The sequence below is a fragment of the Vibrio sp. TRT 29B02 genome (assembly GCF_050113655.1).
Lineage (GTDB): Bacteria > Pseudomonadota > Gammaproteobacteria > Enterobacterales > Vibrionaceae > Vibrio.
In genome coordinates, this window is record NZ_JBNJOJ010000047.1 from 1 (window position 1) to 26,133 (window position 26,133).

Sequence of the window (26,133 nt, forward strand, 5' to 3'; positions counted from 1 at the left end):
TAATCCACAGTACGATGCCGACCCGATGTCTCTATCGGTAGGGGATTCTCTGAATGTAGAAAAACAGCAACCGCTAAACATTGAAAAAGAGCCTGTTTACGCGATACCGCCAGAGAGCCCAAAGCGATTTAATCAACCTTTAAACACTTTCTATAACTACACCGAGCGATGCTTAGTCGATACCTCAATCGCATCGATCAATCGTCCTGAGTGGATTGAAAAAGACATTCCCGTTGTAAATCTGAAAATAGTGTCTACCGAATTGAAGGCAACAGACTATGGCAAACTGGCATTTTTAGCGTTGCCAGCGAGTACAACCAGTTCTAACCTTGGGATTATCAGTACCAACACCACTTCTACGCTAGGGCAATGGAGTATCACAGGTGAGGCTCTCAGCAGCTTTGCCCGCGTCGGTGGCGTTCTAGTCGCTGCTTTGTGGCCTTCTCAGCTTGGCGATGGAACACTTGAGGGCAACCCTGAGTTTGCTACGAGTGACACAGTTACGATGCGTGTCCGCTTCAATATGTACACCGATGAAAATGGCAAGCAACAAATCGTTGGTATCAAAACGGGGGAAGGAAGTGCATACGGTGATCGCGTGGCGAAGCGTGAGGCAGTGCAGCAAGGGCAACACTTTATTGCGGAACTAGATAACGGCATTAGTATTACGTGGACGCCAGATGGTTCAACGGATGTGCTGACACCCGATACGGTATTACCCGAAAATGATCAGCTGGACGTTCACAATATCTGGGTGCGCCCGATTGAAGAGCATGAGCAAGAAATTGGTACAGTCCTTTATCCTGAGGAAGATCTTGCTGAGTATATTGTGACTTTTCCTGCGGATGCTGGGGTGTCTCCTCTTTATCTTGTTTTCAACAAACCTACCTCGGGTTCAGCTACGAACCTTAAGTATGTACCAGCTCCAAGAGGGAATCCTCCACTACCTGCATTTCCTGAGGCAGTAAAAGCAAAGAAAAAAACGACAGTACAAGGTGGGGGCAAGTTAAGAGAACGATGGAAAGACAGAAAAGGTCGTATATATGAATGGGACTCTCAGCATGGAAACGTTGAGGTATATACAAAAAATGGAAAACACTTAGGTGAGTTTAACCATATTACTGGGGAACAGACGAAGGATGCAGATCCTTCACGGAAGGTGGAAAAGTAATGAAAGTTGTAGTTGAAGCGTTTGACAAGAAAAGTGAGCTTTTAGTATCAGAAATCGAGGTGAAAAGTTCATATATTGATGAGGTTTCGAAATTACTAGGTTTAAGCGACGATGATCTCCGTTTTCTTTTAGCTGGTGCTGGCGGGTTCGATATCTCGATTGAACAAGTAAAAGCAATCGAAACGATAATTTGTGAAAGTTTTTATAGCTCTCAATGTGACTATCAACTTGGTACAAGTTAACTTACTTGTTAATAGATAACACATACATTTTCATCGGTGCGTTGGTGCAAATGTACGCCGATGAAAATGGCAAGCAACAAGTCGTTAGTATAAAAACGGGCTAAGGAAGTGCATACGGTGATCGCGTGGTGAAGCGGTGCAGCAAGGGCAACACTTTATTGCTGAGTTGGATAATGGTATCACCATTACCTGGACACCTGACGGCTCAACCGATGTACTCACACCTGATACCGTCCTCCCCGAGAATGACCAACTGGATGTTCACAATATCTTGGTTCACCCAATTGAAGAGCACGAGCAAGAAATTGGCACGGTTCTCTACCCAGAAGAAGATCTAGCCGAATATATTGTCACCTTCCCTGCGGATGCTGGGTTGCCTCCTCTTTACCTGATGTTCCAAAAAGCGGCGCGTGATGAGTCTGGGGTGGTAACGGGAAAAGGAAAAGACGTCAAGTGGGAGGATGGTTATTGGCTTGGGAAAGCTACAGATTCTGGGCAAGGGCAGTACATACCAACCAAAATTGCTGAAGCATTGCAGGGAAAACAGTTTAAGAAGTTCTCTGATTTGCAAACTGCCGTTTGGAAAGAGGTATCCAAGCATCCTGATTTATTGGAACAGTTTTCTAAAACTAACCAAAACGAGATCCTAAAAGGAAATGCACCGTTTGTAATACCAAAACATAAATGGGGAAAACTTGACCGCTATGTACTACACCATAAAAAGGAGATTCAACATGGCGGTGAGGTTTATAATATTGACAACCTAGGTGTAGTAACTCCACGATTACACTGGGGCGAAATACATAGAAAATGAGATAAGTAGTTGAAAAGTAGTTTAATTAATTATACTGAAAGCGAGTTTCTTCAACTCATTCAGAACACGCATAATGGAGTCGCAACGGATCAAGAAGTTGAAGAGCTAGTTAGTTTTTTAGACACTACAGAGTATCCTGAAGGGTCTGCGCTGTTAACTCACCCTAAAATGGTTGGGATAGAGGATACTCCAGAGGCAATGATCGCTGAATTAAAACGTTGGTATACCCAAAAAGGGCAACAATGCTTCAAAGACCAACAGAGATGACGGTTAAAGATATAACAGATTACTCTGAAGTCGAGTTATTGGAGTTACTGAACATTATGGCTTTGATGCTTAATTCGATAAGAATACATGGTAGCTCCATGTTGTTCAGTTCTTGAGCAATATACTGAATTTCAGCCAGACCTAGCCCTGTCAGCTTGTTCAGCGACTTGATAATAGCGTACGTAAGCCTCACCAACTTGAGCGTTGTAGTCCCTCGGGCTTAATTTCCCACCTAACCACTGTTTCACTCGATACATCGCCCTCATGATGCACTAATCAACCCAGGGTGTGAGACTGCAATGGACAGTCTTGTTAATGCAGTAACGAAAGAAGGAAACCAACTCAAGCGAATGGTATTTGATAATGAAGTTTAGATTTGTAATCGCTGTAAGCATGTGCTTTTTACTTAATGGTTGCTTTGAAAGTAAGCCTGTTTCAGTTGCGAGCATTGGCAATGCAGGGTCTTTAGGTGGCCCACATTTTATTCGTGATATGTGGGTCAGTGATATTTATGGTGGAGGAGCAAACTTTGCGTATGGAAGCGTTCAGGGCTGTTGTAAAAGTGCCAGCATTGGCATTGGTATTCCTAGCGCTATAAAAGGCGAATGGGAAAATGGGGTTGGTGGCGGCTCATCACGTGAAAAATGGCAACAGCGTTGGAAGCCCGAATGGGGTAATTTCGATGAGAATTATGATACTAAGTGGTTTCGCATTGATGATGTGATAGACAGTGAGCTTGCCAAGCAAAAAATAGAGACAATGAACCATTACTACAAGAACCATCATGCAAACCCAGTCATGAAGCTTCTTGTAAATAATGATAGGGTCTTACTTTTGTATGCTTATAGCTGTACTCCAGAAATAAATGATGACTGCACGGTCAGGCAGGGAGCAGACCCTAATGGATGGGTTCAAGTAGCACCGTATAGCACGCATAAGAACTCAACCGTGGTTGTTCTGTATGAAGGCAGTGGTGAAGTGTCAGACAAACCATTTATGGATAATACACCCTAGCCATAGACATATTCGATTTTCCATATCTTAACCTGCATCAATTGACAGGATGTGATGTGGCTTTAAAAACGTTGAATGAAAAGTTATTAACTCAACCGTTAGGTAGTATTGCACCGACACATTGGCAAGATGAGATTAACCAGTATGGCACGGAATAGATACATCGCCCTCATGATGCACTAATCAACCCAGAGTGTGAGACTGCAATGGACAGCATGAGGCGGTGCAGCAAGGGCAACACTTTATTGCTGAGTTGGATAACGGTATCACTATTACCTGGACACCTGACGGCTCAACCGATGTACTCACACCTGATACCGTCCTCCCCGAGAATGACCAAGTGGATGTTCACAATATCTGGGTGCGCCCAATTGAAGAGCACGAGCAAGAAATTGGCACGGTTCTCTACCCAGAAGAAGATCTAGCCGAATATATTGTTACCTTCCCTACGGATGCTGGGTTGCCTCCTCTTTACCTGATGTTCCAAAAAACGGCGCGTGATGAGTCTGGGGTGGCAACGGGGAATGGCGAAGATATAACGGGCATATGGTTAGAGAAAGCCAGTGAGGGGTTAGGTTCACCAGTTCAATCGGAGGTTGCTGCCAAGCTAGGGGCAACTATTGGTAAAAGCACAGGAGATACTGTGTATGAAAGAGCCATCGAGTTGACAAAAGCAACTGAAGCACTAGTAGAGGACTTATTTTGAGTGATTTTCTAAACGTTATAAGTGGACCTTTTGCTATTTACGCGATCATATAGAAGTTAGTAGAGCATTTTGCAAATAGAACACCGCCACATCATTCATAGTGTGGCGGTGTTCTTTTTGACTAAAGCTAAGGCCTATTACTTACGACGACGCCACAGAGCTAGACCAAACAGTGACATCATGGCGCCAAAGCCAAATGAACCTGCCATGTTAAGTTCCAGGACCGCAGGATCGTGGTCAGAAGAACGGAAGTGGTCTTTGTACTTAGGTAGATCACCTTTAAACTCATCGTTGTAGTCAAACAATGTCGACTCACCACCATTGATGTGCCAATCAGTGGCATCAACAAAATGCTTCTCTAGACTTGAACTGATTAATAGGTGATCCAGTGCACCAACCTCATCATTGAACGAGTAACTCCAGCTGTTTGGATGTGCTTTTGCTACCGCATTAATGTAACCGTAGTTGTGTGAAATCAACGCACCTTCATCGCCGTATTGCACTTCACCATTAATGTAAGTGTTACGTGCTGCTTTGATGGTCTTAGCGTATTTCTCTTCACTGTAGTCAGTCAGAACCAGCATTGGATCTTCCATACCGTAAGAGTTCATATCGCCAAGAATAACTTTGTGACCATCAATTTTGCTCAGTGCATCGCCAAGAGCAACAGCCGCAGCAACACGGAAGTTCTCACATGAGCCTTGCTTATCTAGATCTTGACCGCCCTGACCACCTTGTTCTACTGGCGCTGCATCTTCCCAGCACTTAGAACCTTTTGACTTAAGGTGGTTAATAGCAACAGTGATCTGCTCTTTGGTACCTTTGACTTTAAAGGTAGGTGCCAATGAATCACGCTGGTAGTTCTTACCATCTTCAATCACTTTACCTTTATCATCCACGACTTCTGGAGCTTGTTGGCTTGGCATGGCAATAACTCGAGATTCTTGCAGCTTAACCACTTTTGGACGGTAAATAACCCCTGTGGTAATGACATCTGTACCGATGTAATCATTTTCATCCGTCACCTTGTCGCCATTTGAATCGATAGCAACAATAGCGTAACGATCTTTCTTCTTCTCGATACGAGCATTCAATTGATCAACCAACTGACGGATCGCACCGCTGTCACCAAAACCGTTATTCTCAATTTCCATTAAGCCAACGATATCAGCATCAAGACGCAAGATAGCATTCACAATTTTCGCTTGTTGAACTTCAAATTCTTCGTAATTGTTCGCACCACGGCTATCGCCATGCGGATTGGTATTACCACCGAATGGTGAGTTGAAGTAGTTCAATACGTTGAAAGTCGCGATGCGTAGGTCGCCCTCTTTCATCTCAATGTCTTGAGTTCGCGGGTCATTACGAACAAAGCTTTCACTTGTTAGAGTATTGGTTGGAATCAGACGGTAATCGCCGTAACTGTAGGTAATCACACCTTCTAGACCAACAATCGTATCATCGATACGGATGTAATCTTCCGTCGAACCATCTTGATCTACATCTGTACGACCAAAGTCTGGGTAATATGGGATTGAGCCATTTGGCGCTTTAGCGTCAGACTCAACAAATAGACGACGCTCCGCGTTCTCGATACTTTGCTGTTTCGCTTCTTCTGAACCCGCGGCAAAGTTCTGGTTAGGCTGCATGCTAATGCGACCTTGAGCGAGAACCATGTTGTTGCGACGCGCTGCATAGTCATAACCGAAAGTACGAGTGACTCGCATATCCAACGCTTCCGTTGTTCTAACTAGCATGCCCTCGTAGCGTTCAAGAGTGCGATCAAAGTTAGCGTCAGTGGCAAGGATTTCGATATCCGTTGCACTCGGAGCTGCTTGCTCACCCTGCTTAACCCAGTTGTTGTTTTCCGCTTTTAGCTGCGTATGGTTGTAGTACTCTTGTACTTTGCCTTTTACACACACGATATCGCCAGCCTGAAGTTCCGAACTTGACTGATTAGTATGTACAAATAGTCCTTCTGACGTTTCAGGGTTGTAATCATCGGTCAGAGCTTGAAGGTAGAAACCTTTAGTTAGCCCTGTCGTCACTGCACTCACCACACCTTTAACAAAGAACTCTTGGTCGGTGATGTATGGATAGCCACTAATGAATGGAGAGGTATCACCTTCGCCTTGTATCTCTTGGATAGAAGTAAAGATTGGCTCAGCACCGTCTTGAGTACAAGCAAACGGCTGCGGAGCCGTACCGCCATCAAGAACACCTAAACCTTGAATACTGTCTTTCGGTAGTGATGACCATTGAGAAGCGTCATAACTAGAAGATGGCGTCATCGCATCCGAATTACGTACTAAAGTGATGTCTGTTGCGAAAGAACTGCCACCCATCACTCCAAGTACATCATGTGCCACACCATCTTTGAGTAGCGCAACAGGATCGTTACCATTAAAGCTCATAACTGAGCCATTTAGGATATCGGCAACGGCTTTGATCTCATTACTCGCGCTGGTATTCGCGACAACCAAAACACTTTGCGCCTCTAATACACGACCACTTAATGACAACTTACTGCCCCAATCACCGACACCATTATTGATTTTCGCCAGTTCATAGCCATCCAGAGAAACCGAACTATCACCCGTATTGGCAATTTCGATCGCTTTGTTGTTGCTGCCACCTTCGACATACTGAGAAATAATTACGTCAGCCATTGCTGGAGACGAGAGAGCACCTGCTACCACTGCTGCAAGTAGCGTTGGAGTAAATTTTTGTTTCATGTTATCCACCATGCATCGCTTCCAATGTCGAACAACAACGAGAAAGCGTGTTCCAAATCACTATTTGTGTGACTACCTATTAATAAACCATGTCCAGTGTTGTTCTTTTTTATGAAACAAAAAATTACATTCAATGACAGTGAGATGCTGATCTCATAGATGTGATGAATAATTGAAGCACAGTCAAACTTTCAACAAAACGGGATAACAAAAGTTTCATTTTTGAGATTAGAGCACTGAGTTAATTAAGCTTTCGCTAATTAATAGAATAAAAGCTCTAGTTAGCAGTGTCTTTTATGTGTATTAAAAAAGGCGCTATACAGCGCCTTTTGGAGAAGGTATTAAAGCTATTTCAGCCTGTTATGTTCGTCATCATCCTTACGTTCATACTCGCCCTCAAATGTCGAACCTTGGCTTTGATCATGTCGATAGGAGGTATCGTGATTGAAAGGGTTCTGTCCAAACTGATCGCCGTGAAAACTGCCATGGAATCCACCGCCTACAGATTTAACCACCATTTTACTCATCAGATATTTAGCGATTGCAGACCTAGGCGCTGGTAATAGAACAAGCATCCCCAATGCATCAGTCATAAAGCCAGGTGTTAACAGCAACACACCCGCAACCGCTAACATCACACCTTCAAAGATCTGCTGTGCAGGGAGTTCGCCCTGCTGAAGGCGATGTTGTACCGACATTAAAGTCTGAATACCCTGACTGCGTACCAAAGATGCACCGACAAATGCAGTGATCAGCACCAAGGCAATGGTTGGCCACAAACCTAGGTAGCCACCCACTTGAATAAATAGGCCTATTTCAATAATAGGTACGAAGATAAACAGCAATAATAAGATAGGAAACACACGCCCTCCTTTGTTCGCTTCAGTGTACGTGTTCAGCAGGGTGAGCTCAAATTAAAGCAGTAAAAAAACGTGACAAGAATGTGATAAAAAACTCAATAAGACACTACCACTAAAGGGCTATTAATACCCTGTTCATATCTTGCAAAACTTTAACTAAACAAAAGCAAAAAAGGTGATCAAGTTACTATTTTTAAATGCTAGGTACAGTATCATGTGCCACATAAGTCAGGACGGATTATACAGCCAAAAACTCTGCCGAATGGATTCCTTAACTACAGAATGGCTAGAATTGAACTTAATTATCAGAATAAATCTCTAAGGATCCTGTATGGCTACCCTAACTGATGCCCCAAAAAAGGCGAACCAAGCAACTCGTATTGAAGAAGACCTACTAGGTGAACGTCACGTTCCTGCTGACGCTTACTACGGTATCCACACTCTTCGCGCTATCGAAAACTTCAACATTTCAAGTACCACCATCTCAGATGTACCTGAGTTTGTTCGCGGTATGGTAATGACGAAAAAAGCGGCTGCACTTGCGAACAAAGAGTTGGGTGCTATTCCTAAAGACGTTGCAAACTACATTCTTGAAGCGTGTGATTTGATCCTTGAAACAGGTAAGTGCATGGATCAGTTCCCATCAGACGTATTCCAGGGTGGCGCTGGTACTTCAGTGAACATGAACACCAACGAAGTCATCGCGAACGTTGCACTAGAACTTATGGGCAAGGAAAAAGGCCAATATGAGTTCATCAACCCGAATGATCACGTAAACAAGAGCCAATCAACGAACTGTGCCTACCCTACTGGTTTCCGCATTGCGGTTTACAACAGTGTACACCAGTTGATGGAAGCGATTGAGTACCTAAAAGGTGCATTCGAACTTAAAGCACAAGAATTCAAAAACATACTGAAGATGGGTCGTACTCAGCTTCAAGATGCGGTTCCTATGACAGTAGGCCAAGAATTCCATGCGTGGGCAGTAACGCTAAACGAAGAAATTCGTGCCCTAGATTACACATCTAAGCTGCTGCTAGAAATTAACCTTGGTGCGACAGCGATCGGTACTGGTCTGAATGCTCCAACAGGTTACCAAGCTCTAGCGGTAAAACACCTAGCCGAAGTAACTGGTCTTGAAGTCGTTGCTGCTGAAGACTTAATTGAAGCGACTTCTGACTGTGGTGCCTACGTAATGACACACGGTGCACTTAAACGTCTAGCGGTGAAACTATCGAAGATCTGTAACGACCTTCGTCTGCTTTCTTCTGGTCCACGTGCAGGTCTAAACGAACTGAACCTTCCTGAAATGCAAGCTGGTTCTTCAATCATGCCAGCTAAAGTAAACCCAGTTATCCCAGAAGTAGTAAACCAAGTTTGCTTTAAAGTTCTAGGTAACGACAACACGGTTTCTTTTGCAGCAGAAGGTGGTCAGCTACAGCTAAACGTTATGGAACCAGTGATTGCACAAAGTGTATTTGAGTCTATCTCTCTACTACACAATGCCTGTGTCAACCTACGTGATAAGTGTATCGATGGCATTACTGTGAACAAAGAAGTTTGCGAAAACTACGTTTACAACTCAATTGGCATCGTGACTTACCTAAACCCATACATTGGCCACCATGAAGGCGATATCGTCGGTAAGATCTGTGCAGAAACAGGTAAGAGTGTTCGTGAAGTTGTCCTTGAACGAGGCCTACTCACTGCGGAAGAACTGGACGATATTCTTTCTGTTGAAAACTTTATGCACCCAACGTATAAAGCCAAACGCTACGAATAATCACCGCAAGAAAGGGCTCCCAAGGAGCCCTTTTTTGGACGCTTACACGTTAACCATACAACGAGCAAGGTTTTACATTCCTATTATCTAACCACTTAGACACTGAGTCGTTAGGTAATTCGAATTATCATTTACATTTAAGAGGTATCAATATGGTGGCAGTCGAACTGTTTGTCGTTCTGCTCTTTATCTATTTAGGAGCAAGAATTGGCGGTATCGGAATTGGTTTAGCGGGTGGTGCAGGTGTTATCGCACTCTCTCTAGTGCTTGGCGTACCAACCAGCCAAGCGTTTATTCCGGTCGATGTTATTCTCATCATCATGTCTGTAATCACAGCAATTGCCGCAATGCAAGTTGCCGGTGGTATGGACTGGCTAGTGCAAGTGGCAGAAAACTTTTTGCGTAAACACCCTGAGCGCATCACCTTTTATGCGCCAATTGTAACTTTCGTCATGACGCTAATGGCAGGTACGGGACATACTGCGTTCTCAACACTGCCTGTTATTGCTGAAGTTGCTAAAGGTCAAGGTGTACGTCCTTCTCGTCCTCTATCTATCGCGGTTGTTGCTTCTCAGATTGCTATCACTGCTTCGCCAATCTCTGCGGCTGTTGTGGCATTCGCGGCTATGCTAGCGCCTATGGGGGTTGATTACCTGACGCTACTGGCTGTATGTATTCCAACAACATTCCTTGCTTGTATGATTGGTGCATTCGTCGCGAACTTCATGGGTAGTGAACTTAAAGATGACCCTATTTATCAAGAACGTCTTGAAAAAGGTCTGATCAAGCTATCAACTGAAACCCAACGTGAAATCTTACCAACTGCAAAAACAGCCACTTACATCTTCCTTGCTGCAATTGGCTTTGTGGTTTGTTATGCCGCTGCAATCTCTGGCTCAATTGGTCTGATCAAAGACCCTGCTCTGGGTCGTAACGAGGCGATCATGACAGTGATGTTGGCAGCGGCGGCGGCAATCGTGCTTATTACCAAAATTGATGCATCTAAAATCCCATCTGCTGCAACATTCCGTTCAGGTATGACAGCATGTGTCTGTGTTCTAGGTGTCGCATGGCTTGGTTCAACGTTTGTCAACGCGCACGTTGCAGGCATTAAAGAGGTGGCGGGTGAATTGCTTGCTGATTACCCATGGATGCTAGCAATGGTACTATTCTTTGCTTCAATGCTGCTGTACTCACAAGGTGCAACTACCGTAGCTCTAATGCCTGCGGCACTTGCTATTGGTGTTGCTCCGCTAACGGCAGTGGCTTCGTTCGCTGCAGTGAGTGCACTGTTCGTTCTGCCTACCTACCCTACTCTGCTTGCAGCGGTAGAGATGGACGATACAGGTTCAACACGCATTGGCAAATACGTATTTAACCACCCATTCTTTATCCCTGGTGTGGTGACTATTGCGTCAGCGGTTGCTCTTGGCTTTACATTCGGAGGTTTATTCATCTAATAAACACGACGATTATAAAGGGAGCTTCGGCTCCCTTTTTTATTTTGTTTCTCGTAAAAAATTAAGATCACATTTTATTTTTGACTTTAATCAATAAAGTGTTCAAAAACCTTTTATGCATTTTAATCCCGCTGTTTGAATAAAATTCCCGTCAATTCTAATCTACCCCATCAGCGCTTGCTCAACACTAGTTTCTCCATATCGATAAAGAATATTAATCCGCCTATTTCAAACAAATAATCCAAGAAAAAAACACATCCTGACTCAAGCGATTTTCATCTGTATGTTTTTGTGAAGATCACCAAGGTTAATCTCTTCTTAATACTTATAAAATGACAACAAAGAACGGAAATATAACGTTCTAAATATTTAAACGGATACCAATAACTTACCCTACCAATAAGTTATTTAATTATTAATAACAATGAGTCGCTGATTCACTTTTATTTATTGGTATATAAATAAAAGTAAGGAGATAGCCATGACAACCCAAACTGTACCGACTGAAGCAAAAAAAGGCGGCTTCTTTGCCAACTTTAAATTCCCTTCTGCATACACCATTCTTTTTGTCTTAATCGCTCTGGTTGCAATGCTGACCTGGATTGTTCCAGCAGGCCAATACGACCGTGCAATGAACGAAGATCTGGGCCGTGAAGTCCCAGTCACCGGAACCTATAAAGCGGTTGAAGGAAACCCGCAAGGTGTTATCGATGTACTTCTAGCGCCTATTGATGGTTTCTATGACCACAATAGCTATGAAGCAGCGGCTATCGACGTTTCTTTATTTATCCTTGTTATCGGTGGTTTCCTTGGTCTTGTGACCAAAACAGGTGCCATTGATGCGGGTATCGAACGCGTTACCCATCGTTTGCAAGGCCGTGAGGAGATGATGATACCGATCCTGATGGCGCTATTCGCTGCAGGTGGTACTGTCTACGGTATGGCTGAAGAGTCATTACCATTCTACACCCTTCTTGTCCCTGTCATGATGGCTGCACGCTTCGACCCACTTGTTGCAGCGGCAACGGTACTACTCGGCGCAGGTATCGGTGTACTAGGTTCAACCATCAACCCATTTGCTACTGTTATCGCAGCGAATGCATCTGGTATTCCATTTACCGATGGCATCATGTTACGTGCGATTATGTTGGTTGTCGGCTACGGCATCTGTGTAGCATACGTTATGCGCTACGCTCGTATGGTGCGTGAAGACCAATCTAAATCAATCGTTTACGACAAATACGAAGAGAATAAGGCTCACTTCTTAGGCAACCAATCTGACGAAGGTCTTGAGTTCACTACCACTCGCAAAGTTATCCTGACTATCTTTGGCGGCTCATTTGGTGTGATGATCTACGGCGTATCAGTTGCTGGATGGTGGATGGCAGAAATCTCTGCGATGTTCCTAGCAGCAACAATTCTTGTCGGCTTAGTTGCTCGCATGAGCGAAGAAGAGTTCACTAATAGCTTTATTGATGGTGCACGTGACCTACTAGGTGTCGCACTGATCATCGGTATCGCGCGCGGTATTGTTGTGGTCATGGACCGAGGTATGATTACCGACACGATTCTGTTCTCTGCTGAACAAATGGTTACAGGTCTTTCATCTGTTGTGTTCATTAACGTGATGTTCTTCCTTGAGATCTTACTGTCATTCCTAGTGCCTTCTACCTCTGGTCTAGCGGTCCTAACAATGCCAATCATGGCGCCACTAGCGGACTTTGCTGGCGTAGGTCGAGATCTGGTTATCACTGCATACCAATCTGCATCTGGCTTAGTTAACTTGATTACACCAACATCAGCAGTGGTTATGGGTGGTCTTGCTATTGCTCGCGTACCCTACGTGCGCTGGGTTAAATGGGTCGCACCACTACTTGCCATCCTGACTCTATTCTGTATTGCAGTGCTAAGTATTGGCGCTCTAATCTAGGTTTCTTTTCCTAACCCTGGCTCACAAGGTAGTGAGCCCACTCAAAACCGCCTTCGGGCGGTTTTTTTTGTTTTGTAGCGAATAAAGGATTTGCTCTGTTCAGAAACAGGCTCGCTCAATACCTTTACCTCCTAGCTTCTCGCTCCCTTACAAGCCGCTGTGACCTCTCTTACCTAGAAGTCAGATCCAAATTCCCCCTATGGCGTTACCTATTATCCGTACCAAACGTTCATCAGTATGCCGATGTTTATCCGTTAATTAGAAAAAGTATCAAATATAATGAATTAAATTAATCCACTCACCAATATCGAATAATTGAAATCAAAAACCTTAATGTGATCGAGATTACATTTACTACCAAATATTTTGTTATAAAACGATTAAATACACTTACAAAAGCACTTAACTAGGGCGATTTACTGCATATTTCAATCTTATTCAGATATTAATCAATATAATTGCCATGCATATTTTTCCTCATATTCAACATTTACTTGGCCTGTTGAATAATAGAATGCATAAACTTCCATAACAAGCGGCTTTTTAGGGGCGTTACAGCTCAATAACAACTGCATAGATATTGTTAAAAGCCTTATAGAATAAGGGCTGGAGCATAAAAAACGTTCTGTGATTGACCTCTAAGAAACCTACGCCAACAGGCGTAATATGAATTCCAGAAACAAAATAAGTGAATAAATAAATTCACACCTCAATTCCCTACAAATTAATTATTAGTTTTTAAATAAAGACTAATTATAAAATAAGAGAGATACGATCATGAGTAAGTTTTACGTAGGTTCTGAAATCGGTCAATTACGTCGCGTTCTTGTTCATCGTCCAAGACGAGCTCTAACTCACCTGACGCCTTCTAACTGTCACGACCTGCTATTTGATGACGTATTAGCGGTAGAGCGTGCAGGTAAAGAGCACGACGTATTCACTCAAACTTTGCGCGATCAAGGTGTAGAAGTTCTTCTTCTTACTGATTTGCTTGCTGATACGCTAGCAGTAGCTGAAGCAAAAGATTGGCTTCTAAGCCGTCAGGTATCTGATTACCGTTTGGGCAAAACATTCGCTAACGACGTTCGCTGCTACCTAGGTGATTTGCCAAACCTTGAGCTTGCTAAGATCCTTACTGGTGGTCTTTCATACGCAGAAATGCCAATGAAGTCATCTTCAATGATGCAAGGTCTGCATGCTCCAACTGACTTCATCATCGAACCACTTCCAAACCATCTATTCACTCGCGACACGTCTTGCTGGGTTTACGGTGGTGTATCTATCAACCCAATGGCGAAACCGGCTCGTCAACGTGAAACAAACCACGTACGTGCTATCTACCGCTGGCACCCAACCTTCGCTGGCCAAGACTTCATTAAGTACTTCGGCGACGATGAAAACATCAACTACGACAACTCTACGATTGAAGGCGGTGATGTACTCGTTATCGGCCGCGGTTCAGTGCTTATCGGTATGTCTGAACGTACAACCGCTCAAGGTGTTGAACATCTAGCGTCAGGCCTGTTCAAAAACGGTCAAGCGAAACAGATCATTGCAATGGAGTTACCTAAACACCGCTCTTGCATGCACCTAGATACTGTAATGACGCACATGAATGAAGATACCTTCTCTGTCTACCCAGAAGTTATTCGTAAAGACGTTAAGTGCTGGAGCCTAACTGGCGATGAATCAGGCAAAGTAAATGTGAAAGAAGAAGGCTACTTCGTTACTGCTATCGAGAAAGCACTAGGCGTAGACAAGCTAAATCTAATCACCACTGGTGGTGACAACTTCCACGCAGAACGCGAGCAATGGAACGACGCTAACAACGTTCTTACGGTGAAACCAGGCGTGGTCATTGGCTACGAAGGCAACACTTACACCAACGAGAAATACGACAAAGCAGGTATCACGGTTCTACCTATCCCAGGTGACGAGCTAGGTCGTGGTCGTGGCGGTGCGCGCTGCATGAGCTGCCCAATCGAGCGTGATGGTATCTAACTAAGTGATTTGTGGCAGGAGCCCTATTGCTCCTGCCCCTGCAGAGAGATTAAAGCAATGACTAAACAAACAGTAGTAGTAGCACTTGGCGGTAACGCCCTACTTCGTCGCGGTGAGCCACTAGAAGCAGAAGTTCAACGCCATAACATTGAAATCGCGGTAAAAACGATTTCTGAAATTGCCAAAGAGTACAACGTGGTACTGGTACACGGTAATGGTCCACAAGTAGGTCTACTCGCTCTTCAAGGATTGGAATACAAGAAAGTATCTCCATACCCACTTGACGTACTGGGTAGCGAAACACAAGGCATGATCGGCTACATGCTAATGCAAGAGTTCAAGAACCAAATGCCTGACATCAACGCGACTTGCATGTTGACTCAAATGACGGTTGATCCAAACGATCCTGCGTTTGCTGACCCAACTAAGCCTATCGGTCCAATCTACGAAGAAGCTGAAGCGCGTGAAATGGCTGAGAAGTACCAGTGGACTATCAAACCAGATGGCAAACACTTCCGCCGTGTCGTACCAAGCCCACAACCAACTGGCATCATCGAGCACGAAGCGATTACCAAGCTCATCGATGAAGGTCACCTAGTTATCTGTACTGGCGGCGGTGGTATTCCAGTTAAACGTGAAAACGGCAAACTGGTTGGCGTCGAAGCCGTTATCGACAAAGACATGTCAGCAGCATTCCTAGCAAAACAGCTGGATGCGGATGCGCTACTTATCCTGACTGACGCCGACGCGGTTTACCTAGACTGGGGCAAACCAACTCAACATGCACTGCGCAGCACCACTCCTAGTGAACTGGCCAAATACCAATTTGATGCTGGCTCAATGGGACCAAAAATCGAAGCGTCATGTGAGTTCGTGAAACAAGGCGGCAAAGTGGTCGGTATCGGCTCACTAGAAGATGGTCTTCGCATCCTACAAGGCACTGCGGGCACCAATATCACTAAAGGTTAACACTGCTGACAGTTTGAATCGGGTCAGAAGCCTTGTGTCTCGTTGAATTAGCGAGGCTTCTGAACCCCAACTGTCATCAAAGGCAAAAATACTCAATTTATTACTGCGCTTTCTACCTCTTTCCCTGCAACCAGAAAGCGTTAAACGATAAGAAGGAAAACATCATGGCTTTCAACCTACGCAACCGTAACTTCCTAAAACTACTAGACTTTACTCCACGTGAAATCCAGCACCTATTGGATCTTTCTGCGGAACTTAAAAAAGCAAAATACAACGGCTATGAGCAACCTCGTCTAAAAGGCAAAAACATTGCGCTGATCTTCGAGAAAACGTCAACTCGTACTCGCTGTGCCTTTGAAGTTGCGGCATTTGACCAAGGCGCTCAAGTTTCTTACTTAGGCCCATCTGGCTCTCAAATCGGTCACAAAGAATCAATGAAAGATACTGCGCGTGTTCTTGGTCGCATGTATGACGGCATCGAATACCGTGGCTTTGGTCAAGAGATCGTTGAAGAGCTAGGCGCTTACGCTGGTGTACCAGTATGGAATGGTCTAACAGATGAATTCCACCCAACTCAAATCCTAGCTGACTTCCTAACTATGATGGAACACGGCCGTGGTAAACAACTACATGAAATCAAGTTTGCTTACCTAGGTGATGCACGTAACAACATGGGTAACTCACTCATGGTTGGTGCGGCTAAGATGGGTATGGATATTCGCCTTGTAGCGCCAAAAGCATTCTGGCCAGAAGAGCAGCTTGTTGCTCAATGTCGTGCAATCGCTGAAGAAACTGGTGCGAAGATCACCATGACAGAAGACGTTCAAGAAGGCGTTCAAGGCTGTGATTACCTATACACTGACGTTTGGGTATCTATGGGTGAAGCGAAAGAAGCTTGGGCTGAGCGTATCAACCTAATGATGCCTTACCAAGTTAATATGGACATGATCAAAGCGACGGGTAACCCAGATGTGAAATTCATGCACTGTCTACCAGCGTTCCATGGTGAAGATACAACGGTTGGTAAACAACTAGCTGCGGATTACCCACAACTAAAAGACGGTGTTGAAGTAACGGATGAAGTTGTTGAATCTAAACACTCTATCGTGTTCGATGAAGCAGAAAACCGCATGCACACTATCAAAGCGGTAATGGTGGCAACTCTAGGCGACTAATCGAACTGCAGGGGAATGCGGGTGGCATTTGGCAAGGAGAGTAAAATCCCCCTGAATAAAGCCCGCATTTTTTTTCACACAGTTTGAAACAAATTCGTCAACAAAACGCCTTAAAGCAAGTTCTCACAACGGCTGGGAAAATAGAGCGAAAATATGCGAAATTCGCATAAAAATCCATTTTTTGGATAGTTTTCGCAAACGCTTGCAAGGCGTTTTTTTGTACGTATAATCCTCCGCAATTTGTCTAAGGAGAAAACAATGACACACATATCCACCATCGAACGCTGTTGCAAAACACGCCCAGAGTCGGGGATGTTATCTGTTTCATTTTCTCCATTTATTCTATTTTGAAGCCTCCTATTTTTAGGGGGCTTTTTTTTGTCTGTCATCCTGATTCGAGACGAGGAAAACTGCTATGGCGCATTCGTTATTTAACAAGCACATTATCTCCATCCCAGAGCTCAGCCGTAAAGAGTTAGAGCTGGTTGTCGACACAGCGGCAAGGCTAAAAGCTGAACCGAATCCTGAGTTGCTTAAGAACAAAGTGGTTGCAAGCTGCTTCTTTGAGCCTTCAACGCGCACACGTCTTTCTTTCGAAACCGCGGTACAGCGTTTAGGGGGTACAGTGATTGGCTTTGATAACGGTGGAAACACTTCACTGGCCAAAAAAGGCGAAACGCTGGCAGATTCCGTGCAGGTAATTTCATCGTATGTTGATGCCTTTGTGATGCGTCACCCACAAGAAGGCGCTGCTCGTCTAGCTGCTGAATTTTCTAACGGTGTACCTGTCATCAATGGCGGTGACGGAGCGAATCAACATCCAACTCAGACTCTACTGGATCTTTTCTCTATCTACGAAACTCAAGGCACTTTAGATAACCTAAATGTGGCTTTCGTCGGTGACCTAAAATATGGCCGTACTGTCCACTCTCTAACTCAAGCACTAGCAAAATTCGATAACGTACGATTTTTCTTTATCGCACCAGAGGCATTAGCGATGCCTGATTACATTTGTGAAGAACTTGAGGAAGCAGGAATTCAATTTAGCAACCACACCAATATCGAAGATGTCGTATCTAAATTAGATGTGCTGTACATGACCCGTGTTCAAAAAGAGCGCTTTGACGAGTCAGAATACGCGCACATCAAGTCCGCATTTATCCTCACAGCAGACACGCTTAAAGAGGCTCGCGACAATCTTAAAGTTCTACACCCGCTGCCGCGTGTTGATGAAATCACCATTGATGTAGATAAAACCAAGCACGCTTACTACTTCGAGCAAGCAGAAAACGGCGTATACGCCCGCGAAGCTTTATTGGCACTAGTACTTAACGAAAACATTTAATAAGCAGGAGAGACATCATGGTGAAAGAAACTCAACTTCAGGTAGAAGCGATTCGTAACGGCTCTGTGATTGACCATATCCCTGCGCATATCGGTATCAAAATTCTTAAGCTATTTAAGATGCACAAAGCAAACCAACGCATCACGATTGGCCTTAACCTACCTTCATCGGCACTTGGTTCAAAAGACCTGATCAAGATCGAAAACATCTATCTGACGAAAGAGCAAGCGAGCCAGTTAGCTCTGTATGCTCCAAAAGCTACCGTCAATCAGATTGAAGAGTACAAGGTGATAAGTAAGCTGAATTTGACCTTGCCAGAAAGCATTGAAAGTGTTTTCGAATGTCCTAACAGCAACTGTATTTCACACGGAGAGCCCGTTGAAAGTCGATTTAAAGTGCAACAGAAACATGAGAATGTGCAGTTAAAATGCCACTACTGTGAAAAAGTATTCTCTCGTGAAATCATGACTGAAGCGCGCTAATTCAACCGCCATCTATACCTACTATTAAACCCTTCTTATCGTGCTGGATATTTATTCCCAATAGAGAATAAATATCCACACCCAACAGAATTAAAACTCAAAAAAGACCGCAATAACTAGTTGTTTATTTGGCGATCTCTTTCACAATGCCATACAAAATTTGGTGTTAATCTATTTATCAAACGACAAATCAAATCACCACAGAAGTGATTGCTCACAATTAAACAGCACTTATATGGAGTTATGTGCTGATACCAGCATGGATGGTCGTATTCCTACGTCATGTTTTTTTGAGGAGTTCCCATGAGCGAAACTCTAACCTCGGTCACTGTTGATTACAGCGAAGATAAAACGCTTACTGCCGCTTGTAAGCGTCTTCTCCAGCAGCAGAGCTTTAGCACGCAAAACGAGCTGCGCGAAGCATTAGTTCGTATTGGTTTCGAAGGCATAAGCCAGTCAACCGTATCTCGACTACTTTCACAATTAGGGGTAGTTAAAGTACAGAATGCTTGCGGTAAAAAGGTTTACTGCATAACAGTAGAAACTGCACCCGTTCGTGTAGAGTCCTCTATCTCATCGCAGATTGAATTCATTACTCACAACCAATCAATGGTTGTCGTTAAGACGCACCCAGGCAGTGCGCAATTGGTCGCCCGCCTTGTCGATATCGACCCACATACTGAAATTCTTGGTACTGTTGGCGGTAACGATACGGTGCTGGTGATTCCAAAAGATACCAATAATATCGAAGCCTGTGAAAGAGTCGTTCGCGCTCGCCTAGGTGTTTCTTAGCACTCTATCTGTTTCACACCCCTCTAGAACGGCGAGGGGTGTGGATAGCACTTGACGAATATCTGTAATAATTCCATCCAGTTGAAACTTATTGGCGCTTTCTCCTGTCTGATTGAGTTAAAATGAATCAAATTTAACTCTGTGGCTCTTCTATGCGCGTCGTATTCTCCTTTTTCGTCTTGCTGTTATCCGTAATTTCAATGCCTGCTATGGCGCTTTTTGGTAGCTCAAACTCTGCGCCAACTTTCGGTCAGAACAGCAATTCCTTCGTGCCAGTCGATCAAGCCTTCCCATTCAACTCATATCAGCAAGGGAATCGGGTATTTTTAGATTGGCAAGTTAAAGAGGGCTACTACCTCTACCAACATAGAATTTCAGTTAGCGGAGAAAACATCACCCTTGGTGATGTTGAAATACGTGATGGCGAACCTTATAAAGATGAGTTCTTTGGTGAGGTGAATATTTACACTTCGCCACTATTTGTCGAAGTTCCGTTAGCAAACTTTCAAGACGGCGCCCGTTTAATTGTTCAATACCAAGGCTGTGCCAAAGCAGGTTTCTGCTACCCGCCAGAAACTCGAGTTCTCGATCTGACCAGTTTTGACTTTCAAGAAAGTAGCGCGGTCATCCAAAACAAAGCAGCCAACGCTGTTAATGAGGTATCACCAGCAACAGAATCTAACAATCCTCCGGTGTCTAGCGAGTCTAAATTAGCCTCAAAGCTAAGCGATAACTGGTGGACCCCCCTCCTATTTTTAGCCCTTGGTGTAGGTTTGGCTTTCACACCTTGCGTGTTGCCTATGTACCCGATTTTAACCAGTATCGTGTTAGGCAGCGGTAAGCTCAGCCATAGTCGAGCTCTTGGACTGGCCTTTATCTATGTTCAAGGGATGGCGGTGACTTACACCCTGCTTGGCCTAGTCGTCGCTTCTGCGGGTATGCAGTTCCAAGCGGCAATGCAACATCCTTATGTACTGATCGGACTCAGCGCACTATTCGTTGCCCTAGCACTATCGATGTTTGGCCTCTACAGTTTGCAGCTTCCTAGTTCGGTTCAGACTTGGCTCAACAACCTCAGCAATAAACAGAAAGGTGGCAGCTCATTAGGCGTGTTTGCTATGGGAGCAATTTCTGGCCTAGTCTGTTCACCCTGCACGACCGCTCCATTGTCAGGAGCGCTTCTGTACGTTGCTCAAAGTGGTGATTTAGTCACCGGTGGTGTCGCACTCTACGCCTTAGCGCTTGGGATGGGTATTCCACTGATGCTCGTCGCGGTATTTGGCAATAAACTTCTGCCTAAAGCAGGCAATTGGATGGATCGAGTGAAAACACTGTTTGGTTTCGTGTTACTCGCCGCTCCTATCTTCCTACTTGAACGTATTTTGCCTGAAGCTTGGGCGACGGGTTTATGGTCCGCCCTTGGTCTAGTGACATTCGGTTGGCTGTATCACGTTAAAAACTTACTCTCATTTGGAGGGTGGAAACAAAGTGTCGTTGGGATAGTTGCGGTGCTCGGTTTATTCGCTTCAGCACAGCCAGCATTGAACTACTACTTTGGCAACACAGCAAGTGTTGAGAAACAGAGTCAAATCGAGTTCATTCGGATTGAAAATGTTGCCCAGCTCGAACAGCAACTCGACTCAGCGAAAAAGCTCGGAAAACCAGTGATGCTAGACTTTTATGCCGACTGGTGTGTTGCATGTAAAGAATTTGAGAAATACACCTTCCACCAGCAAGATGTTGAGTTGCGACTAAAAGACTTTGTTTTGCTGCAAGCGGATGTTACTCGCAATCAACCTCAAGATATCGAGTTGCTGAAAAAAATGAGCGTACTTGGCTTACCTACTATTGAGTTTTGGGGTGCCAACGGAGAGTCAATTTCCAACGCTCGTATCACTGGATTTATGGACGCTAAAACCTTCCTTAATCATCTGAACAATCACCAGCTTTAAGCCATCTCTCGGCGTCCTTCAGTCATCGGAGGACGCTGATTCATCTGCTCTTTTCCATCACCCTCGCGCATCTATATGCAATATCACTAATAAAACCCGATACACTTCAGACTTTTAGCGCATAAATATTGTCCACACATGCAAAGATGTTAATAATTCTATTAACCAAACATTCATAAGTAGTTAACGTCATGGATTCGACATACACCATAATCATCGCTGATGATCACCCGCTGTTTCGCAATGCCCTGTTTCAATCAGTGCATATGGCGGTCAGTGGTGCGAATCTGCTGGAAGCAGATTCTTTAGATGCTCTTCTTTCGTTACTCGCGAAAGAGGATGAGCCAGACTTGCTACTCCTCGATCTGAAGATGCCTGGCGCCAACGGGATGTCCGGCCTGATGCAACTTCGTGCCGAATACCCTGACCTACCGATTGTTGTTGTCTCTGCAAGTGAAGAACCTGCCGTAGTCACTCAAGTTAAAAGCCATGGTGCATTTGGTTTTATTCCTAAATCGAGTGATATGAGAGAGTTGGTTAGCGCATTAAACCAAGTGCTAAACGGAGACCCCTTCTTCCCAGAAGGTTCCATTACCAATAATGCGGCCTGTAACGATTTAGCAGAAAAAATTGCCACTTTAACGCCACAACAGTACAAAGTTTTAGGAATGCTATCTGATGGCCTACTAAATAAGCAGATTGCTTATGAGTTAAATGTATCAGAAGCCACCATAAAAGCTCATATGACGGCGATTTTCAGAAAGTTAGGTGTAAAAAATCGAACTCAAGCAGTAATCTTACTTCAACAGCTTGAATCTGAAACTTAATTCACGAGAAATTAACACTTACGGCACTGTTTTTTTGCTAAAATGCTTGTATCAGGCATCAATCTGATTTACCCCTCTGTTCACTAACTCTGGGAGTACTTCTCTTGCTAAGCATGTTAATTACCCAATTCGTCGTCTTATGGGCGGTGATTGACCCTATTGGTTCAGTGCCAGTTTACCTATCCCAAACACAACACCTCACCGCCAAACAGCGCCGTCTGGTTGCACTAAAAGCGGTCGCTATTGCTACTGGGGTTTTGCTGTTTTTCCTCGTCGCTGGTCAATTGTTACTAGAAGCAATGCAGATTCCTCTGCCCGCCTTCCAAGCTGCGGGAGGACTGGTACTGCTGTTATTTGCATTGACGATGATTTTTGGTGAGTCTAAGCCAGAACAAGAGACAAAACTGTCTCAAGAAATGAGCCATTCCGACTTAGCCGATCTTGCCGTCTACCCACTCGCCATTCCGTCAATCGCTTCGCCAGGGGCAATGATGGCAATCGTGATGCTGACAGACAATCATCGCTACGCCATGGTTGATCAAAGTATTACCGCAGCGGTTATGATTCTGGTCCTGCTGATCACACTGCTACTGCTGCTAGGAGCGACTCATATCCAAAAATGGATTGGCAATGTCGGTGCCGCCATTATTAGCCGTGTTATGGGGTTAATTTTGGCTGCCGTTGCAGTCAATAACCTACTGGTGGGGATCAAAGATTTCTACCTTTAGTAAAATAATTTCTGAGTTTGAGCGGGAAACGTTAGACTTTAGGCTAATTTAACACAACATTAACATCACAAAAACAACCACCACTTATCTTAAGCGCCTAATTTTTAGGCGCTTTTTGTTTTTTATGCCACGACTAAAGTTGAAAAGAGATCTTGTCCAACCCTTGCTAATGTAGACATTGAAACATTTTCTTAACAACAAAACCAATCGTAAGGAGGCGGCAATGGCGTTTGAAAGTCAAGATAAAGCCAAAGCCTATTGGGATAAGAACGTAAAACTGATGATCAGCCTAATGGTGATTTGGTTTGTCGTTTCTTTTGGCTGCGGCATCTTATTTGTCGATGTACTCAATCAATTTCAACTAGGTGGTTACAAACTGGGCTTCTGGTTCGCACAGCAAGGTTCCATCTATACCTTCCTAGGTATTATTTTCTACTACGCGTGGAAAATGCGCCAAATTGACCGTGAATTCGGCGTAGATGAGTAAGGAGTAACTCAGATGGATTTGAAAACTATCACTTACCTCGTTGTTGGTGCGACCTTTATCCTTTACATCGGTATTGCGATTTGGGCACGTGCTGGATCAACTAAAGAGTTCTATGTTGCTGGCGGTGGTGTAAACCCGATCGCCAACGGTATGGCAACAGCAGCAGACTGGATGTCAGCTGCATCATTTATCTCTATGGCTGGTCTTATCGCCTTTATGGGATACGGCGGTTCTGTATTCCTAATGGGTTGGACAGGCGGTTACGTACTTCTAGCACTTCTACTTGCACCTTACCTACGTAAGTTCGGCAAGTTTACTGTACCAGAGTTCGTAGGTGAGCGTTTCTACTCAAACGCAGCGCGTATCGTAGCGGTTGTATGTCTTATCATCGCATCGGTAACTTACGTTATCGGTCAGATGAAAGGTGTTGGCGTTGCGTTTGGTCGTTTCCTAGAAGTTGACTATTCAACAGGTCTTCTGATTGGTATGTGTATCGTATTCATGTACGCCGTAATGGGTGGTATGAAAGGGATTACGTACACGCAGATTGCTCAATATTGCGTACTCATTTTAGCTTACACCATTCCAGCAATCTTTATCTCTCTGCAACTAACAGGCCACGCTCTACCTCAGATTGGTCTAGGTAGTACGCTTCAAGGTACCGATGTTTATCTACTCGATAGGCTCGATCAGGTCGTGACCGAACTTGGCTTTAGTGAATACACGACCCAAGTCCGTGGTGATACGTTAAACATGTTCGTGTACACAATGTCACTTATGATCGGTACTGCTGGTTTACCACACGTAATCATCCGTTTCTTCACTGTACCTAAGGTACGTGACGCACGTACTTCAGCAGGTTGGGCACTCGTATTCATCGCGATTCTATACACTACTGCTCCAGCAGTATCTGCAATGGCTCGTTTGAACCTAATGGATACAGTAAACCCAGCACCTGGACAACACCTTGCTTACGATGAGCGTCCTGACTGGTTTAAGAACTGGGAGAAGACAGGTCTACTGAGCTTTGATGATAAGAATGGTGACGGTGCTATCCAGTACACATCTAATGCAGCAACCAACGAACTCAAAGTTGATAATGACATTATGGTACTGGCGAACCCAGAGATCGCTAAACTACCAAACTGGGTAATTGCATTGGTCGCAGCGGGTGGTCTTGCAGCCGCACTATCAACGGCAGCGGGTCTATTGTTGGCTATCTCGTCCGCGATATCCCATGACTTAATCAAGGGTGTCATCAATCCAAACATATCGGAGAAGAAAGAACTGCTCGCCAGCCGAATTTCTATGGCGGTCGCAATTGCGGTGGCAGGCTATCTAGGCCTCAATCCACCAGGATTTGCAGCGGGTACGGTAGCTCTGGCGTTCGGTCTAGCGGCATCCTCTATCTTCCCTGCACTAATGATGGGTATCTTCAGCAAGAACATCAATAAAGAAGGTGCAATCGCAGGTATGATTGCGGGTATCAGTATCACGCTGTTCTATGTGTTCCAGCACAAAGGTATTCTATTCATCCCTGAGTGGAAATATCTAGAGAGCTGGGGCAGCAACTGGTTCCTAGGCATTGAACCAAATGCATTTGGTGCAATTGGCGCTCTATTCAACTTCATCGTGGCATTCGCTGTATCGAAAGTAACAGCAGAAACTCCACAAGAAGTGAAAGATCTGGTTGAACACGTACGTGTACCAGCTGGTGCTGGCGGTGCTGTTGACCACTAAAATCTAATCCAAACCACAAAAGCCCCATCTGGGGCTTTTTTCTTCTCAAATTTCAGTTACCGTATTCGCTGTCTGTTGTAGCAAGGAAGCCAAGATGTTCAAAAATAAGCACTTAATCATCGCCTTACTGATCGCCCCGATTCTTTCCATCATTGCCTATTTCGGCGCAGATATCGCGTTGAGTGAGAAACCTCATGCCGCTGTGGAAGGGGAAACATATAAGCTGGCGGCTAAGTCTAACTGTCGTTATACCAGTGGTTTATGCGACATGACCAACGGTGATTTTAAAGTGCAATTTCGCTCCGAAAAACTCACAGCACAAGGGCTAGAACTGTCGCTAAAATCCGCTTTTCCTTTAGAAGGAGTAAAACTGTCGCTGGTTAACGGCCAAGAGCAGAGCGGACAGCCCGTTGATATGCAATCCGCAGATAGTAGTGGACAACAATGGATGGTTTCCCTGCCGAAACCTGAATCTGAAGAGAGCTGGTTACGTGTGGCCATTCAGTCCAATGGCACGCTTTACTATGGCGAGACACAGACTGCGTTTGTGAAGTACGAGACATTGTTTACAGAATAGTAGCGAGAAGCGAGAAGCGAGAAGCGAGAAGCGAGAAGCGAGAAGCGAGAAGCGAGAAGCGAGAAGCGAGAAGCGA

At 44.5% G+C, this 26,133-nt stretch carries 21 protein-coding genes and 3 pseudogenes; 21 read left to right on the forward strand and 3 right to left on the reverse strand.

What is annotated here, in order from left to right; translation table 11 throughout:
- The 4 genes and pseudogenes from ACQEXT_RS20230 to ACQEXT_RS20245 all read left to right on the forward strand — a co-directional run.
- A partial coding sequence (locus tag ACQEXT_RS20230; RefSeq protein ID WP_426953341.1) for a colicin E3/pyocin S6 family cytotoxin occupies positions 1-1,171 on the forward strand: 1,171 nt, incomplete at its 5' end.
- Entirely contained in the window at positions 1,171-1,413 is a 243-nt protein-coding gene (locus ACQEXT_RS20235; RefSeq protein ID WP_331417852.1) for a DUF7683 domain-containing protein, read from the forward strand. The genes ACQEXT_RS20230 and ACQEXT_RS20235, both read left to right, overlap by 1 nt.
- 50 nt (positions 1,414-1,463) lie before the next feature.
- Positions 1,464-2,227 (forward strand): annotated as a pseudogene (locus ACQEXT_RS20240) (S-type pyocin domain-containing protein); the annotation flags it as partial.
- A gap of 9 nt (positions 2,228-2,236) precedes the next feature.
- Complete coding sequence (locus ACQEXT_RS20245) at positions 2,237-2,494, forward strand: bacteriocin immunity protein (protein ID WP_426953342.1); 258 nt, start codon at positions 2,237-2,239, stop codon at positions 2,492-2,494.
- A gap of 118 nt (positions 2,495-2,612) precedes the next feature.
- Here ACQEXT_RS20245 and ACQEXT_RS20250 read toward each other — a convergent pair.
- Positions 2,613-2,754 (reverse strand): annotated as a pseudogene (locus ACQEXT_RS20250) (IS5/IS1182 family transposase); the annotation flags it as partial.
- Positions 2,755-2,857: 103 nt separating this feature from the next.
- On the opposite strand from ACQEXT_RS20250, the gene ACQEXT_RS20255 reads away from it, so the two are divergent.
- A complete protein-coding gene (locus ACQEXT_RS20255) occupies positions 2,858-3,508 on the forward strand; it encodes a hypothetical protein (RefSeq protein WP_426953343.1) in 651 nt (216 codons plus the stop codon).
- 211 nt (positions 3,509-3,719) lie between these two features.
- Positions 3,720-4,214, forward strand: a pseudogene (locus ACQEXT_RS20260) (S-type pyocin domain-containing protein); the annotation flags it as partial.
- Between the two features lie 137 nt (positions 4,215-4,351).
- Here ACQEXT_RS20260 and ACQEXT_RS20265 read toward each other — a convergent pair.
- Both ACQEXT_RS20265 and ACQEXT_RS20270 read right to left on the reverse strand, forming a co-directional pair.
- Positions 4,352-6,949 carry an ExeM/NucH family extracellular endonuclease gene (locus ACQEXT_RS20265; protein WP_426953344.1) on the reverse strand — a complete coding sequence of 866 codons (2,598 nt, stop codon included), beginning with the start codon at positions 6,947-6,949 and terminating at the stop codon, positions 4,352-4,354.
- Positions 6,950-7,296: 347 nt separating this feature from the next.
- Entirely contained in the window at positions 7,297-7,812 is a 516-nt protein-coding gene (locus ACQEXT_RS20270) for an FxsA family protein (protein ID WP_138972749.1), read from the reverse strand.
- Positions 7,813-8,140: 328 nt separating this feature from the next.
- Between ACQEXT_RS20270 and aspA the strand changes: the two genes are divergently transcribed.
- From aspA to ACQEXT_RS20345, 15 genes are all read left to right on the forward strand, one after another.
- Positions 8,141-9,592 (forward strand): aspartate ammonia-lyase, encoded by a 1,452-nt coding sequence (gene aspA / locus ACQEXT_RS20275; RefSeq protein WP_426953345.1) that lies wholly within the window; start codon positions 8,141-8,143, stop codon positions 9,590-9,592.
- Between the two features lie 152 nt (positions 9,593-9,744).
- Positions 9,745-11,052, forward strand: coding sequence for an anaerobic C4-dicarboxylate transporter (locus ACQEXT_RS20280; protein WP_138972747.1), 1,308 nt, complete (start codon positions 9,745-9,747; stop codon positions 11,050-11,052).
- Between the two features lie 481 nt (positions 11,053-11,533).
- Positions 11,534-12,982: a YfcC family protein gene (locus ACQEXT_RS20285; RefSeq protein ID WP_331417617.1), complete on the forward strand. Its 1,449-nt coding sequence runs from the start codon at positions 11,534-11,536 to the stop codon at positions 12,980-12,982.
- Positions 12,983-13,759: 777 nt separating this feature from the next.
- Complete coding sequence (gene arcA / locus ACQEXT_RS20290; RefSeq protein WP_269377084.1) at positions 13,760-14,983, forward strand: arginine deiminase; 1,224 nt, start codon at positions 13,760-13,762, stop codon at positions 14,981-14,983.
- Between the two features lie 57 nt (positions 14,984-15,040).
- On the forward strand, positions 15,041-15,952 hold the full coding sequence (arcC, locus tag ACQEXT_RS20295) for a carbamate kinase (protein WP_138972744.1): 912 nt from the start codon (positions 15,041-15,043) through the stop codon (positions 15,950-15,952).
- Between the two features lie 164 nt (positions 15,953-16,116).
- Complete coding sequence (locus ACQEXT_RS20300) at positions 16,117-17,127, forward strand: ornithine carbamoyltransferase (RefSeq protein WP_269377083.1); 1,011 nt, start codon at positions 16,117-16,119, stop codon at positions 17,125-17,127.
- Positions 17,128-17,542: 415 nt separating this feature from the next.
- Positions 17,543-18,472, forward strand: coding sequence for an aspartate carbamoyltransferase (gene pyrB, locus ACQEXT_RS20305; RefSeq protein WP_426953346.1), 930 nt, complete (start codon positions 17,543-17,545; stop codon positions 18,470-18,472).
- Between the two features lie 17 nt (positions 18,473-18,489).
- Positions 18,490-18,954 (forward strand): aspartate carbamoyltransferase regulatory subunit, encoded by a 465-nt coding sequence (gene pyrI / locus ACQEXT_RS20310; protein WP_331417615.1) that lies wholly within the window; start codon positions 18,490-18,492, stop codon positions 18,952-18,954.
- 303 nt (positions 18,955-19,257) lie between these two features.
- Positions 19,258-19,746, forward strand: a complete 489-nt coding sequence (locus tag ACQEXT_RS20315) for an arginine repressor (RefSeq protein WP_138973023.1) — start codon at positions 19,258-19,260, stop codon at positions 19,744-19,746.
- 152 nt (positions 19,747-19,898) lie between these two features.
- The gene (locus tag ACQEXT_RS20320; protein WP_426953347.1) at positions 19,899-21,698 is read left to right on the forward strand and encodes a protein-disulfide reductase DsbD; all 1,800 of its coding nucleotides are present in this window, start codon (positions 19,899-19,901) and stop codon (positions 21,696-21,698) included.
- A gap of 191 nt (positions 21,699-21,889) precedes the next feature.
- Positions 21,890-22,525, forward strand: a complete 636-nt coding sequence (locus tag ACQEXT_RS20325) for a response regulator transcription factor (protein ID WP_269377077.1) — start codon at positions 21,890-21,892, stop codon at positions 22,523-22,525.
- A 104-nt stretch (positions 22,526-22,629) separates the two neighbouring features.
- A complete protein-coding gene (locus ACQEXT_RS20330) occupies positions 22,630-23,253 on the forward strand; it encodes a MarC family protein (RefSeq protein ID WP_426953349.1) in 624 nt (207 codons plus the stop codon).
- 223 nt (positions 23,254-23,476) lie between these two features.
- Positions 23,477-23,740, forward strand: a complete 264-nt coding sequence (locus ACQEXT_RS20335) for a DUF4212 domain-containing protein (RefSeq protein WP_331417611.1) — start codon at positions 23,477-23,479, stop codon at positions 23,738-23,740.
- A 12-nt stretch (positions 23,741-23,752) separates the two neighbouring features.
- Complete coding sequence (locus tag ACQEXT_RS20340; protein ID WP_331417610.1) at positions 23,753-25,480, forward strand: sodium:solute symporter family protein; 1,728 nt, start codon at positions 23,753-23,755, stop codon at positions 25,478-25,480.
- Positions 25,481-25,574: 94 nt separating this feature from the next.
- Positions 25,575-26,057: a hypothetical protein gene (locus tag ACQEXT_RS20345; protein WP_138973018.1), complete on the forward strand. Its 483-nt coding sequence runs from the start codon at positions 25,575-25,577 to the stop codon at positions 26,055-26,057.
- Positions 26,058-26,133: the final 76 nt, after the last annotated feature.